Origin of the sequence: Leucobacter manosquensis, assembly GCF_018304845.1 — a bacterium.
In the GTDB taxonomy this organism is placed as follows: Bacteria; Actinomycetota; Actinomycetes; order Actinomycetales; family Microbacteriaceae; genus Leucobacter; species Leucobacter alluvii.
The window spans coordinates 918,247-932,347 of record NZ_JAFEVO010000001.1 but is presented as its reverse complement, the minus strand read 5'-3'; the positions used below and the strand labels follow the sequence as shown (position 1 = coordinate 932,347).

Below are 14,101 nucleotides of genomic sequence, written 5' to 3'. Positions count from 1 at the left end.
ATGAGCAACCCGCTGAAGAAGACCATGGTGTTCCTGGGCCTCGCCGAGGAAGACCTCGACGCCCAGAACACCGAGTCGGCGCAGCCGGCGGCCCCGCGTGCTGCGCAGACCGCACCGGCACAGAAGCCGGAGGCAGCGCGGCCCCCCGCGCAGCGCGCTGCGGTCACACCGCTGCGCCGCGTCACACCGACCCGTCAGCCGTCGAGTCAGCCGATGAACGAGATCCTGACCGTGCACCCCACGGCCTACGCCGACGCCCAGGTGATCGCCGAGAGCTTCCGCGACGGCATCCCCGTCATCGTCAACGTGTCCCGCATGACCGACGGCGACGCGAAGCGGCTGATCGACTTCGCGAGCGGACTGACCATGGGGCTCAACGGACGCATCGAGCGCGTGACGAGCAAGGTGTTCCTGCTGTCGCCCGAGCATATCGAGACCGGCAGCGACCACTCGCAGAAGAACGACAGCGGATCGTTCTTCGTAGCTCCCTCGGCCTGAGCGTGGAGATCGTCGCAGCGATCGCCTTCATTCTCCGGCTGGCACTCAGGATCTTCACATTCGTGCTCTGGGCCCGCTTCATCCTCGACTGGGTCATGGTGCTCAACCGGCAATTCCGGCCGCGAGGGTTCTGGGCCGTGCTCGTGGAGCTGGTGTACACGGTGACAGACCCGCCGATCCGTATGTTCCGCAAGGTATTCCCTCCGATTCGGCTCGGCCGGGTCGCCCTCGATCTGGGATGGTTGCTCACGATGATCTCCTGCCTGATCCTGATCGCGATCCTCTCCGCCTGGTAGCCGCGACCGGTGCACCTGCGCGAACCCGACTTTATTTGCTAGCGTTGTTCTAGACCACGGCAGTGGTCCCGAAGCGAAAGAGACGTAACGATGGCCTTGACTCCCGAAGATGTCGTGAATCAGAAGTTCACGATCACCAAGTTCCGCGACGGATACGATCTCGATCAAGTCGATGATTTCCTGGACACGATCGTCGAGGAGCTCCGTCAGCACGAGCAGGAGAAGGCGGAGCTGCGCTCGCAGATCGAAGAGCTCACCGCCAAGCTCGCAGCCGCAGAGTCGGGCACCCGCGCCGCGGAGGACTCCGACTCCGACTCAGAGGGTGCAGCGTCAGAGCAGACGATCGTCGTGGAGGCTCCGGCCCCCGCGCCGCAGCAGGCCGCGCCAGCTGCGAGCCAGTCCGTCGCCGACAACACCGCCGTCCCGCAGCCGGATGCCGTGAAGTCGAGCGCGATGCTGCAGCTCGCACTCGAGCTCCACGACAAGCACGTGCACGAGGGCGAAGCCACTCGAGACAAGCTCATCTCCGAGGCTGAGGCCAAGCGCGACCAGATGATCCAGGACGCCGAGCGCACCGCGAAGCAGCTCGTCGACGAGGCGCAGAAGCAGCGCTCCGAGGAACTCCGCCAGCTTGGTGAAGAGCGCAGCGACCTCCAGTTCAAGATCAAGGATCTTCGTCAGTTCGAGAGCGAGTACCGCTCGACGCTGCGCTCGTACATCCAGTCGCAGCTGCGCGGCCTCGACGGCTCGCCCGAGCCCGCCGGCGCACCCGACGGTCTCCAGTAACCGGGAGCGTGAGCGACGCTACTGAGCCGATCGCGAGTATCGCGTCGCGGTCACGGCGTCGAGCGCTGGTGCCGCTGCTCCTCATCGGAGTGGCGGCAGCAGTGTTCGCGGCCGACCAGCTCGTCAAGAACTGGGTGGTTGCCCATCTCGTCGAAGGGCAGACCGTGCCCGTGCTCGGCGAGTTCCTGCGCTGGCACTTCGTGAGAAATCCCGGCGCGGCCTTCTCCTTCGCAACAGGCTCGACGTGGATCTTCACGATTCTCGCGGCAATCGTCGTCGTTGTGATTCTCTGGCAGATCCGACGACTCCGGTCGACCCCCTGGGGGCTCTTCCTCGGCCTGCTGCTCGGCGGCGTACTGGGAAACCTCACGGACCGGCTGACTCGTGAGCCCGGCTTCCCGCAGGGGCACGTCATCGATTTCATATCGACCCCCTGGATGTGGCTGGGGTTCAACGAGGCGATCTACAACATCGCCGATATCGCGATCGTGTCGGGAATGGTGCTCTTCGTGATCATCTCGCTCCTCGGAGTGAACATCGACGGAAGTCCGCGCCTTCGCGGGCGGGCCGCGGCCGATCAGACGTCGGAGGAGACCGATGGAGCAGCGTAGCCTGCCGGTTCCGGATGGTCTGGCGGGTGATCGCGTCGATGCGGCGCTCGCGAAACTCCTCGGCTTCTCCCGCAGTTTCGCCGCGGAGATCGCAAACGGGGGAGGCGTCCAGCTCGACGGGCGCGAACTCGGCAAATCCGATCGTCTGACGGCCGGCGGCTGGCTCGAGGTCAGCTGGGAGGAGAAGCGAGGGCCAGAAGTGGTTCCCGTCGTGCTTCCCGACCTCGGCATCGTGCACGATGACGACGACATCGTGGTGGTCGACAAACCAGCGGGAGTCGCGGCTCATCCCTCGCTCGGCTGGCAAGGGCCAACGGTGGTCGGCGCACTTGCGGGGGCCGGCTATCGCATCGCCACCTCCGGTCCGGCGGAGCGCCAGGGCGTCGTGCACCGCCTCGACGCCGGAACGAGTGGTTTGATGGTGGTGGCGAAGAGCGAGCGCGCCTACAGCGAGCTGAAACGCGCCTTCAAAGAGCGCGAAGTGGAGAAGATCTACCACGCCGTGGTGCAAGGGCACCCCGACCCGTTCGCGGGCACGATCGAGGGGCCCATCGGCCGGCATCCTGGCCACGAGTGGAAGTTCGCCGTGACGCGCGACGGGAAGCCGTCGGTCACGCACTACGAGACGATCGAAGCGTTCCCCTACGCGAGCCTGCTCGAGATTCGGCTCGAGACGGGACGCACCCATCAGATCCGAGTGCACATGTCGGCGCAGCGGCACCCATGCGTCGGCGACAGCATGTACGGTGCCGACCCGACGCTCTCAGCCCGTCTGCAGCTGAGCCGGCAGTGGCTCCACGCCAAGCGACTCGGTTTTAGGCATCCGGGAACCGGCGAGCCCGTGCAGTTCGAAAGCGCTTACCCCGCCGATCTCCAGCGCGCACTCGACGCGCTGGAGGGCTGAGCCAGGTCGGGTCACCCCCGACCTGGCACCTGCAGACTGAAGTTGCCTCGATTCGTCGCGTACGCGCGAATACCGTCGACCCGACGGTCCAGCGCCGGCGGCGCGGTCACTCGGCAGCGGTCGCCGCTCACTCGATGCGGGCCGGAGAGCACCGCCCACGCGTCGACCCGTTCTCCTCGGTATCGCCGCAGGAGGTCATGCGGAAGCACGAATCGGTACCGCGGCTCGCGCGCGCGGTACGTCCCCTCGGCGGTCCGCGGCTCGGGAGGCGCCAGTCTTCCGGGCACGGCCGTGGCGCGGCCACGCTTGCGCCCGGAGAGGAGCAGCATGGCGTGCGGCCGATTCCACAGCAGGAATCGCGCGGCAAGCCGGCTCGTTCCCCGCACGAGGCGGCGGGTGACGAGCGGGCGCACCAGGCGGTAGAGGCGATCCGCGACGCGCACGCGGAGGCCTGATCCTGCCGCTCCTGCAGGTGCCTCGTCATGGTCCAGCCGAACCGTGACCGTGACCTCGATCCCACCAGGCAAGGCACGGACGCCCGATACGAGCGCGGTGTGCTCGAGCATCGCGGCAGCCCGGATCAGCCGGTCGAGTCCTTCGACGTCACCGTCTCGGATCAACTCCACTTTGCGGCGATCCGTTGGGTGCGTCACCTGCGCATCCGTGGACGGCGGCAAGAGGTTGCGCAAGAACTCGCGATGCAGCGCCACCCAGTGAGCGCGCCGACCCTCGTCCATCGCGAGCCAGCGTTTCGGCGCGTAGAAGCGGAGACCTTTCCTGCCGAAGAACTGACGCACCAGCGCACGCGCATCATCGGGGTCGGCGACTCCTTCGATGAGGGTCTCCGCGATCCTGCGGCACGACGAGACGTAATTGTCAGGATCGATGCTCTGGCTCGAGATGTTCCGCCCGTCGTCGCGCAGGGCGATGAAGTACAGGGGCGAGTCCCCGCAGAACATGATGCGCCGAGCCTCGACATAGGCGCGAGTGACGAAGATCCCGTCTTCGAGGCGAACACGGCCCTCGGGGAAGCGCAATCCCAGCCGCTCGAGCATCTCGCGACGGAACAGCTTCTGGGGCGAGAGCGTCTCCATGGCTCTGGCGAGCTCGATCGGCCCTTCGGGATGCCGCTCGAACAGCGCCTGGACGTGGCGCCCGCCGGTGCCCTCGAATCGTGGAATGACGATGTCGGCGTCGTGCGCATCGGCCTGGGCGACCATTCGCGCGAGCGCATCGGGCGACACGGTGTCATCGGCGTCCATGAACAGGACGTACCTGCCGCGTGCTCGCTCGAGGCCGCGGTTGCGCGGCATTCCCGGCCACCCGCTGTTGGGCTGATGCACGACCGTGATGCGCGAGTCAGCCGCAGCGTACCGGTCGAGCTCGGTTTCAGAGCCGTCCGTCGACCCGTCATCAATGGCGATGATCTCGAACGGCTCGAGTTCCTGCGCGAGGAGGGAGTCGAGCGTTCCGGTGAGGTACGGCATCGAGTTGTACACGGGGATCACGACGCTCACGGTGGGCGCGGTCTCGGTCACATTCTCTCCTCGAATTCGGGTGCGCAGGACGGGCCGGGATACGCGGGACGATCGCGCCGCGTCTCTGGTTCACCCTACTCCCGCTCGCCGTCGAGGAACCTGGCGGCCGGGCGCTTCGTGCGCGGCGCAGCATTCCCCCGATCGATTCCTGCGACCCCGGCCGAGCCGGCTTTGTTATCGTGGGTGGGCATGAGACGGCAAACGGGGAACGGTGCGCCTTCGACGCGCTCGGCCTCGAACCGCATCGAGTACTTCGACCTGCTCCGCTGCGTCGCGATCATCGCGGTCGTCATGATCCACGCCGCGATCACGGAGTGGCACGCCATTCCGCCCGATTCGGCCCGCTGGGAGCAGTTGACCTGGATCAACAGCGCGCTGCGCTTCTCCGTGCCGATCTTCTTCATGATCTCGGGGGCGCTGTTCCTCGATCCGGAGAAGCGGGTATCGCGCCGTTCGCTCTTCAGGCGACGCATTCCCCGACTGCTCATCGCCTATGCGGTGTGGTCGACAGCGTACGCCGCGCTCGGCGTATACGGTCCCGGCGGCGACGGCGACGCGACCGACTTCCTGCGCGCCGCGGTCACCGGGCACTTCCATCTCTGGTTCCTGCTGGCCCTGCTCGGGTTGAACCTCGGAACGCCGATTCTGCGCACCGTCGTCGAGGACCGCCGTGTCGCCTGGTACTTCGTCGCGCTCGCCATCCCGTTCGCCGGCGTGCTACCGCTGCTCACGGGAATCCCGGTCGCCGGAGAGCTCCTCGCCGACGTGCTCGGCTCCATGCGATTCGATCTCGTGCTCGGCTACGCGGGGTACTTCGTCCTCGGGTACCTGCTGCACACGACGACGCTCCGCGGCCGAGCGCTCGCGGTGTGGGGGTGTCTCGCGGTCGCGGGGATCGCCGTCACCATCGTCGGTACGAGCGGCGTCTCCCGCGCCGCCGGCGAGACGGACGAGCGGTTCTTCGACTTCACGACGCTCAATGTCGCGGTCGTCTCGGTCGCCGTGTTCGCCGCTGCGAAGGCCTGGGGCGATTCGCATCGGATCTCCGCTCGCTGGGATCGGGTCGTCTCGCTCGTCGCCGGTGCGTCATTCGGCATCTACCTCGTGCATCCGTTCTTCCTGTGGCTGCTGCGCAGGTTCGGCGTCACCACCGAGATCGCGCCCCCGCTGGTCGGAGTCGTCGCGGTCACCGTGCTCGCCTTCGTGCTGAGTCTCGGGGCGTCGATGCTCCTGCGCACCGTTCCGCGTCTGCGCGGGGTGCTCGCCTAAAGCCGACGCCGCGCGTTCGACACGGGAAGGAGCTGGCGGAGGCCGGTGCCGCGCCCGGCGGCGGGGAATCATGGGCGTGCGAGGGGTACGCTTGATGAGCGGCGAAAGGGGCTCTATCCGTGTCTGATTCCGACGGTTTCGTTCATCTGCATGTGCACAGCGAGTATTCGATGCTCGACGGTGCAGCGCGCGTCGGTCCGCTCATGGAAGCGGCAGCCGCTCAGAACATGCCGGCGATCGCGGTCACCGACCACGGCAACACCTTCGGCGCCTTCGACTTCTGGAAGCAGGCGAAGGACCACGGCCTCAACCCGATCATCGGCATCGAGGCGTACCTGACCCCGGGCACGCATCGTTCGGACAAGACCCGCGTGCGCTGGGGCGACGGCGGTGGCGACGACGTCTCGGGGTCGGGTGCGTACACGCACATGACCATGCTCTCCGAGACGACGCAGGGCATGCACAATCTGTTCCGCCTGTCGAGCTACGCCTCGCTCGAGGGGTACTACTTCAAGCCCCGGATGGACCGCGAACTGCTGCAGACTTACGGCGCGGGGCTGATCACGACGACGGGCTGCCCGTCGGGGGAGATCCAGACGCGCCTGCGGCTCGGGCAGTACCAGGAGGCCCGGCAGGCAGCGGCGGAGTTCCAGGACATCTTCGGCAAGGAGAACTTCTTCTGCGAGCTGATGGATCATGGTCTCGAGATCGAGCGCCGGGTGCAGACCGACCTCGTGAAGATCGCTCGCGACCTGTCGATTCCGCTGGTCGCGACGAACGACCTGCACTACGTGCACGAAGCGGATGCGGAGGCGCATTCCGCGCTGCTGTGCGTGCAGTCCGGGTCCCGCTTGGACGACCCCAATCGCTTCCAGTTCAACGGGTCCGGCTACTACCTGAAGACCGCCGCAGAGATGCGCCACATCTTCCGGGATTTCCCCGAAGCGTGCGACAACACCCTGCTGATCGCTGAGCGGTGCAACGTCGAGTTCAACACGTCGGCCAACTACATGCCGCGGTACCCGGTGCCCGAGGGTGAAACCGAGGACAGCTGGTTCGTGAAAGAGGTGGAGGCCGGGCTCCAGTACCGGTACCCATCGGGCATCCCCGACGCGGTGCGCAAGCAGGCCGAGTACGAGATCGGCGTCATCACGCAGATGGGCTTCCCCGGCTACTTCCTCGTCGTCGCCGACTTCATCAACTGGTCCAAGGACAACGGCATTCGCGTCGGGCCGGGACGAGGCTCCGGCGCCGGATCGATGGTCGCCTACGCGATGCGCATCACCGACCTCGACCCGCTCCAGCACGGCCTCATCTTCGAGCGGTTCCTCAACCCCGATCGCGTCTCCATGCCCGACTTCGACGTCGACTTCGATGATCGCCGTCGCGGCGAGGTGATCAGGTACGTGACGGAGAAGTACGGCGATGAGCGCGTCGCGCAGATCGTCACCTACGGCACCATCAAGTCGAAGCAGGCGCTGAAAGACGCGTCGCGCGTTCTCGGTTTCCCGTTCGGCATGGGGGAGAAGCTCACGAAGGCGATGCCGCCTGCGGTGATGGCGAAGGACATTCCGCTGTCGGGCATCACCGATGACAAGCATCCCCGGTACAAGGAGGCCGCGGAATTCCGTGCCGTGCTGCAGGAGGATCCCGACGCGAAGACCGTGTACGACACGGCACTCGGTCTCGAGGGCTTGAAGCGCCAGTGGGGTGTGCACGCCGCGGGCGTCATCATGTCGAGCGATCCGCTCATCGATATCATCCCGCTGCAGAAGCGCGAGCAGGACGGTCAGATCGTCACGCAGTTCGACTATCCGACGTGCGAGGGCCTCGGCCTCATCAAGATGGACTTCCTGGGCCTGCGCAACCTGACGATCATCTCCGACGCGCTCGAGAACATTCGGTTGAACCGGGGCGAAGAGCTCGACCTCGAGCGGCTCGAACTCGACGACTCCGACTCTTACGAGTTGCTCGCGCGCGGCGACACGCTCGGCGTCTTCCAGCTCGACGGCGGCCCCATGCGCGGACTTCTACGGCTCATGAAGCCCGACAACTTCGAAGACATCTCGGCAGTGCTCGCGCTGTACCGCCCCGGCCCGATGGGCGCGGATTCGCACACCAACTACGCGCTGCGCAAGAACGGCTTGCAGCCGATCACCCCTATTCACCCGGAGCTGGAAGAGCCGCTCCAGGAGATCCTCTCCACCACCTACGGGCTCATCATCTACCAGGAGCAGGTGATGTCGATCGCCCAGCGCGTCGCGGGGTTCTCACTCGGCCAGGCCGACATTCTGCGCCGCGCGATGGGCAAGAAGAAGAAGTCCGAGCTCGACAAGCAGTACGCCGGCTTCTCCGGCGGGATGAAAGACCGCGGCTACTCCGATGCGGCGATCAAATCGCTCTGGGACATCCTGCTCCCGTTCTCGGACTACGCGTTCAACAAGGCGCACTCCGCCGCGTACGGGGTCGTGAGCTACTGGACGGCGTACCTGAAAGCGCACTACCCGGCTGAGTACATGGCGGCGCTGCTGACGAGCGTGGGGGATTCCAAGGACAAGCTCGCGATCTACCTGAACGAGTGCCGGCGCATGGGCATCAAGGTGCTGCCCCCGGCGGTCAACGAGTCGTTCGCGAACTTCTCCGCGGTGGGATCCGACATCAGGTTCGGTCTCGGGGCCATCCGCAATGTCGGCACGCACGTGGTCGACGCGGTGCGCGAGGCTCGGGAGTCGAAGGGGCGCTTCGAGTCCTTCCACGATTACCTCAAGAAGGTGTCGCTCACGGCGCTCAACAAGCGCACCACGGAGTCGCTGATCAAGGCGGGGGCGTTCGACGGGCTGGGAGGAACTCGGCGGGCTCTCGTCGAGATTCACGAGCCGGCGATCGAAAGCGCGGTGAAGGAGAAGCGCGACGCGGAGAACGGGAACGTCGGGTTCGACTTCGACAGTCTCTTCGCCGAAGCGGCGGAGGCGCAGGGTGATTCCTCCGAGACCGTGTCGCAGGTCCCCGACCGACCCGAGTGGACGAAGAAGGACAAGCTCTCGTTCGAGCGCGAGATGCTGGGACTCTACGTGTCCGATCATCCGCTGCGCGGACTCGATGCGGCGCTGGCGAAGGAGGCCAGCGCGACTGTGCAGCAGATCACCAACCCGGACGCCAGCCCCAGCTTCGACGGCGAGATCGTCACGGTCGCGGGTCTCCTCACGAGCGTGCAGCATCGCACGGCGAAATCGGGCAACCTCTACGGGATGGTCACGATCGAGGATTTCACCGGTGAAGTGCAGGCGCTCTTCATGGGCAAGTCGTACCAGGAGTTCGGCAGCATGCTGCAGCCCGACAGCGTCGTGGCGCTTCGAGGCAAGTTGAATGCGCGCGACGACGGGATGTCGATGCACGCGTACGGCGTGAAGCCCATCGACGTCTCAGCGCAGGAGGATGCCTCGACGCTGACGCTGACCTTCTCCGACGCTCGCGCGACGGAGAAACTCATGGACGAGCTGAAGGACACGCTGCTGCGTCATCGCGGGGAGAGCGAGGTGCGCATCAACCTGATGACCTCCACTGCGATCCGGGTGTTCGAGCTGCCGCAACAGGTGCGCATCACCGCTGATCTCTTCGGCGAACTGAAGGGATTGCTCGGGCCGCGGTGTCTGCTGCCGGTCGAGGATCTCGTCTGATTCGGAGGCGATTCTTGTAACCCTTCTGCAACGGTCGCGGAGTAGGGTGGGCGTATGAGTGAGACGCAGCAGCAGATCATCCGTGCCCTCGATGTCAGTGCCGATGTCATTCCTGCCGAGGAAGTCGAGCGTCGAATCGAATTTCTCGTGGCGTACGCGCGCTCGGTGCCGGGCGTTCGCGGGTATGTGCTCGGAATCTCCGGCGGGCAGGACTCCTCGCTCGCAGGCCGGCTGGCCCAGCTCGCGGTGGAGCGGCTCCGCGCTGAGGGGAGGGACGCGACCTTCGTGGCCGTCCGCCTGCCGCACGGGGTGCAGCACGACGAGGACGATGCGCAGCTCGCACTGTCGTTCATCGAGCCCGACGAATCGCTGACGGTGGACATCGCCCCGGCGACCACCGCGCTGGCCGATGCGGTCGCGGCGGCCGGGCTGTCGATCACCGACTTCAACCGAGGGAACGTGAAAGCGCGGATGCGCATGACGGCCCAGTACGCCATCGCGGGGGATCGGGGCTTGCTCGTCATCGGCACGGACCACGCTGCGGAGGCGGTGACCGGTTTCTACACGAAATTCGGAGACGGCGCGGCCGACGTGGTGCCTCTCGGGGGCCTCACGAAGAGCCAGGGCGCCGCGATGCTGCGCGAACTCGGCGCGCCCGAACGGCTGTGGAAGAAGACTCCGACAGCAGACCTTCTCGATGATGAGCCGGGCCAGTCAGACGAATCGAGTCTCGGGGTGACCTACCGGGAGATCGATGACTACCTGACCGGGAACAGTGTGGCTCCTGCGGCTGTTGAGAATCTCGAGCGCCGATACCGGTCGACCGAGCATAAGCGACGGCTTCCCGTCGCCCCCGGCGACGACTGGTGGGTATCGGCAGGAGGAGAATCATGACGACGACATACGTGCTCGCAGGGGGATGCTTCTGGTGCCTGGACGCGGCCTACCGCGCACTCAACGGAGTGACGGAGGTCGTCTCCTGCTACACCGGAGGCGATACGGCGCAGCCGAATTACGAGCAGGTCTGCACGGGGACCACAGGCCATGCTGAGGCGGTCGCGGTGACCTTCGATCCGGAGACGATTCCGTCGGAAGTCATCCTCGATGCGTTCTTCACGATGCACGACCCGACGCAGCTCAACCGGCAGGGCAACGACGTGGGAACACAGTATCGCTCGGCGATGTTCCCAGCCGATGACGAGCAGCGCGAGGCGTTCGAGGTCGCCCGAGCGCGCGCGGGCGACCTCTGGCCAGGAGACGTCGTGACGACGATCGAGCCGCTCGGCGAGGTCTTCCCCGCGGAGGAGTACCATCAGGACTTCTTCGCGAAGAACCCGACCCAGGGGTACTGCCTGGCCGTAGCGGTGCCCAAGGTGAACAAGGTGCGAGCCTCGTTCTCGCAGTACTTGCGTTAGGCGGCGGCGGGCAGCAGGCCGCCATCCGCTGAGGGAGTCTCGGCACCGTCGTGGGCGTCGAGGCTTTCTCTCGTCTGGGCATCTGCCGTCTCCTCGGGCCACCCTTGGGGCGGAGGCGCATCATCCGTCGACTCCGCGAACGAGTGCTGGCTCATCGCCGAGTCGGGTTCCGAAGCCGTCTGCCTGGTGAACGCCGTCACACCCCAGCGCAGGTCGTGTCCGATCGCTTCCGCTTCGATCTCCACCGACGTGCCGGACCTCTCGTCCGACTCCCAACTCCGGATGCGCAGCCGCCCGTGCACAATCACCCGTTCCCCTTTCGCGAACGACGCCCCGGCGTGCTCGGCGAGACTGCGGAACGCGTTGACGGAGAACCAGTTGGTCTCGCCGTCGACCCAGCTGTTCCGCTCGCGGTCGAATCTGCGGTCCGTGCTGGCGAGACGGAACGAGCAGAACGATGCTCGACCCGGCGAGGTGGTGGTGCGAGGGTCGGTGGCGATCGTCCCGACGACGGTGACAGTGGTGGACATGGTGCGCTCCTTCGGTGAGGCCTGAACGGCGATGCAAACGAGTGAACGGGCGGAACGTGCCGTGCGGAGTCCGATCCGCCCGTTCGCCTCCAGCCTGGGACCTGACAGCACACGGACCGGGAGGCCCATGAGCTTCTGTGGAACGCTTCTTCGTTTCGCGTCGAAGCGCGAATTGTGAGCGAAGGTCAGTGGCCACTGGGGCACCCGCGCTGCCCGACGCTTCCGGGGAATCGCCAGTATCGGCGCGATGTCGTTGCGTACACTGGGCGGGTGCCTGCTGCTCTGACGCCCCGTCGCCGTTCCGCTGTTCTCGCATCCATCGTGCTCGGTCTCAGCGCTGCATTGCTGTCCGGTTGCGCGCTGCTCGAAGGTCCGCAACCGGAAACGCCCGAGCGCACCGAAACGGCTGCTCCCGAGACGCCGCCCGAGTTCTTCCCGGAAGGCAGCGCGGAAGACAACCTGCCGTACTTCACGGAGGTGCTGCGTACCTTCAGCTCGGGGGAGGAGCCGGTGCAGGGCGCTCCGATCGTGCAGGCCGTCGCAGACGCCGGGTTCGATCGCACCGCGATGCAGGTGAGCTTCGATCAGAGCAAGACGAGCCTTCCGGCGGACAACATCTTCGTCTCGGTGCGCATCGGGTCGGATTGCCTCATCGGGCAGGTCATCGCTGCGGATCGCAGCTTCGTCGCGAAGAACGAACCGGCGGTCGGCCCTACCGGCGACATCTGTTTGATCGGGCAAACGGCGCCGATCGGCTAAGCGGCGCTCCTGGCGGTAGAGTGGTGGCGATCCGCAACCCATCATTCCAATAAGGGAGTTCGGGGCGCCTCTGCGCCCGAGTGTGTATATGGCTGAGTACATTTACCAAATGGTTCGCGCGCGCAAGGCGCACGGCGACAAGGTGATTCTCGACGACGTCACGATGGCGTTCCTTCCGGGCGCGAAGATCGGTGTGGTCGGGCCGAATGGCGCCGGCAAGTCGACGATCCTGAAGATCATGGCCGGTCTCGACACCCCGTCGAACGGCGAGGCGCTGCTGACCCCGGGGTATTCCGTTGGCATCCTGATGCAGGAGCCGGAGCTCGATGAGAACGCGACGGTGCTCGCCAACGTGCAGCAGGGCGTCTCCGAGATCAAGGGAAAGCTCGACCGCTTCAACGAGATCTCGCTCGAGATGGCCGATCCCGACGCGGACTACGACAAGCTGCTCCCCGAGATGGGCGAACTGCAGGAGGCCATCGACGCCGTCGACGGCTGGGACCTCGACAACCAGCTCGAACAGGCGATGGACGCCTTGCGCTGCCCGCCGCAGGACGCCATCGTCTCGCACCTCTCGGGCGGCGAGAAGCGCCGTGTCGCGCTCTGCAAGCTCCTGCTCGAGAAGCCCGATCTGCTGCTCCTCGACGAGCCGACGAACCACCTCGACGCGGAGAGCGTGCTCTGGCTCGAGCAGCACCTTGCGAAGTACCCCGGTGCGGTCATGGCCGTGACCCACGATCGCTACTTCCTCGATCATGTCGCGACGTGGATCTGCGAGGTCGACCGCGGCCGCCTCTACGCCTACGAGGGCAACTACTCGATGTACCTCGAGCAGAAGGCCACTCGCCTCGAGGTCCAGGGCAAGAAGGATCAGAAGCTTCAGAAGCGCCTCAAAGAGGAGCTCGAGTGGGTGCGCACGAACGCCAAGGGTCGGCAGGCGAAGTCGAAGGCGCGTCTGGCGCGCTACGAGGAGATGGCGACTGAGGCGGAGCGCACGCGCAAGCTCGATTTCGAGGAGATCCAGATCCCAGCGGGCCCGCGTCTCGGCAGCATCGTGCTGGAGGCCAAGGATCTGAACAAGGGTTTCGACGGCCGCACGCTGATCGATGGTCTCTCGTTCTCGCTTCCGCGCAACGGCATCGTCGGCATCATCGGCCCCAACGGCGTCGGCAAGACCACGCTTTTCAAGACCATCGTGGGCATCGAACCGCTCGACGGCGGGGAGCTGAAGATCGGCGACACGGTCAAGTTGAGCTACGTCGACCAGTCGCGCGGCGGCATCGACCCGAAGAAGACCGTCTGGGAGGTCGTCTCCGACGGGCTCGACTACATGAAGGTGGGCAACGTCGAGATCCCCTCGCGAGCCTACGTCTCGACCTTCGGCTTCAAAGGGCCGGATCAGCAGAAGCCGGCCGGCGTGCTGTCGGGCGGCGAGCGCAACCGTCTCAACCTCGCACTCACGCTGAAACAGGGCGGCAACCTGCTGCTGCTCGACGAGCCGACCAACGACTTGGACGTCGAGACGCTCTCGAGTCTCGAGAACGCTCTGCTCGAATTCCCCGGCTGCGCCGTGGTCATCACGCACGACCGCTGGTTCTTGGACCGCATCGCGACGCATATCCTCGCGTACGAGGGCACTGAGGATCAGCCGGCGAACTGGTACTGGTACGAGGGGAACTTCGAGGCGTACGAGGCCAACAAGGTCGAGCGCCTGGGAGCGGATGCTGCGAAGCCCTCTCGCGTCACCTACCGCAAACTCACGCGCGACTAGTCGGCACGGGGCGCGCCTCGCGCACTGAGGCGCGCCCCGTGCCGATC

General features: G+C 66.0%; 13 protein-coding genes. 11 read left to right on the top strand and 2 right to left on the bottom strand.

Annotated features, from left to right (window positions below):
* The 5 genes from JSQ98_RS04350 to JSQ98_RS04330 all read left to right on the top strand — a co-directional run bounded on the left by JSQ98_RS04350 (position 1) and on the right by JSQ98_RS04330 (position 3,095).
* Entirely contained in the window at positions 1–498 is a 498-nt protein-coding gene (locus JSQ98_RS04350; protein WP_211648508.1) for a cell division protein SepF, read from the top strand.
* Between the two features lie 2 nt (positions 499–500).
* Complete coding sequence (locus tag JSQ98_RS04345) at positions 501–794, top strand: YggT family protein (protein WP_200328679.1); 294 nt, start codon at positions 501–503, stop codon at positions 792–794.
* Between the two features lie 90 nt (positions 795–884).
* Complete coding sequence (locus JSQ98_RS04340) at positions 885–1,580, top strand: DivIVA domain-containing protein (protein WP_211648506.1); 696 nt, start codon at positions 885–887, stop codon at positions 1,578–1,580.
* An 8-nt stretch (positions 1,581–1,588) separates the two neighbouring features.
* Entirely contained in the window at positions 1,589–2,191 is a 603-nt protein-coding gene (gene lspA / locus JSQ98_RS04335) for a signal peptidase II (protein ID WP_346728715.1), read from the top strand.
* A complete protein-coding gene (locus JSQ98_RS04330) occupies positions 2,178–3,095 on the top strand; it encodes an RluA family pseudouridine synthase (protein ID WP_090149345.1) in 918 nt (305 codons plus the stop codon). The genes lspA and JSQ98_RS04330 overlap by 14 nt, the downstream gene beginning before the upstream one ends.
* A gap of 11 nt (positions 3,096–3,106) precedes the next feature.
* Here JSQ98_RS04330 and JSQ98_RS04325 read toward each other — a convergent pair whose 3' ends face one another.
* The gene (locus JSQ98_RS04325) at positions 3,107–4,633 is read right to left on the bottom strand and encodes a glycosyltransferase family 2 protein (RefSeq protein WP_211648505.1); all 1,527 of its coding nucleotides are present in this window, start codon (positions 4,631–4,633) and stop codon (positions 3,107–3,109) included.
* A gap of 189 nt (positions 4,634–4,822) precedes the next feature.
* Here JSQ98_RS04325 and JSQ98_RS04320 point away from each other — a divergent pair, with 189 nt between their 5' ends.
* From JSQ98_RS04320 to msrA, 4 genes are all read left to right on the top strand, one after another.
* A complete protein-coding gene (locus JSQ98_RS04320) occupies positions 4,823–5,902 on the top strand; it encodes an acyltransferase (RefSeq protein WP_211648504.1) in 1,080 nt (359 codons plus the stop codon).
* Positions 5,903–6,072: 170 nt separating this feature from the next.
* Positions 6,073–9,579: a DNA polymerase III subunit alpha gene (gene dnaE / locus JSQ98_RS04315; protein WP_234037145.1), complete on the top strand. Its 3,507-nt coding sequence runs from the start codon at positions 6,073–6,075 to the stop codon at positions 9,577–9,579.
* Positions 9,580–9,633: 54 nt separating this feature from the next.
* The gene (nadE, locus tag JSQ98_RS04310) at positions 9,634–10,473 is read left to right on the top strand and encodes an NAD(+) synthase (RefSeq protein WP_211648503.1); all 840 of its coding nucleotides are present in this window, start codon (positions 9,634–9,636) and stop codon (positions 10,471–10,473) included.
* Entirely contained in the window at positions 10,470–10,994 is a 525-nt protein-coding gene (gene msrA / locus JSQ98_RS04305; RefSeq protein WP_200328685.1) for a peptide-methionine (S)-S-oxide reductase MsrA, read from the top strand. Before nadE ends, msrA begins: the two co-directional genes overlap by 4 nt.
* Here msrA and ssb read toward each other — a convergent pair.
* A complete protein-coding gene (gene ssb, locus JSQ98_RS04300; protein ID WP_211648502.1) occupies positions 10,991–11,524 on the bottom strand; it encodes a single-stranded DNA-binding protein in 534 nt (177 codons plus the stop codon). The genes msrA and ssb overlap by 4 nt on opposite strands.
* A 270-nt stretch (positions 11,525–11,794) precedes the next feature.
* Between ssb and JSQ98_RS04295 the strand changes: the two genes are divergently transcribed.
* Entirely contained in the window at positions 11,795–12,283 is a 489-nt protein-coding gene (locus JSQ98_RS04295) for a DUF6993 domain-containing protein (RefSeq protein WP_346728714.1), read from the top strand.
* An 88-nt stretch (positions 12,284–12,371) separates the two neighbouring features.
* On the top strand, positions 12,372–14,054 hold the full coding sequence (ettA, locus tag JSQ98_RS04290) for an energy-dependent translational throttle protein EttA (protein WP_090149327.1): 1,683 nt from the start codon (positions 12,372–12,374) through the stop codon (positions 14,052–14,054).
* Positions 14,055–14,101 lie beyond the last annotated feature (47 nt).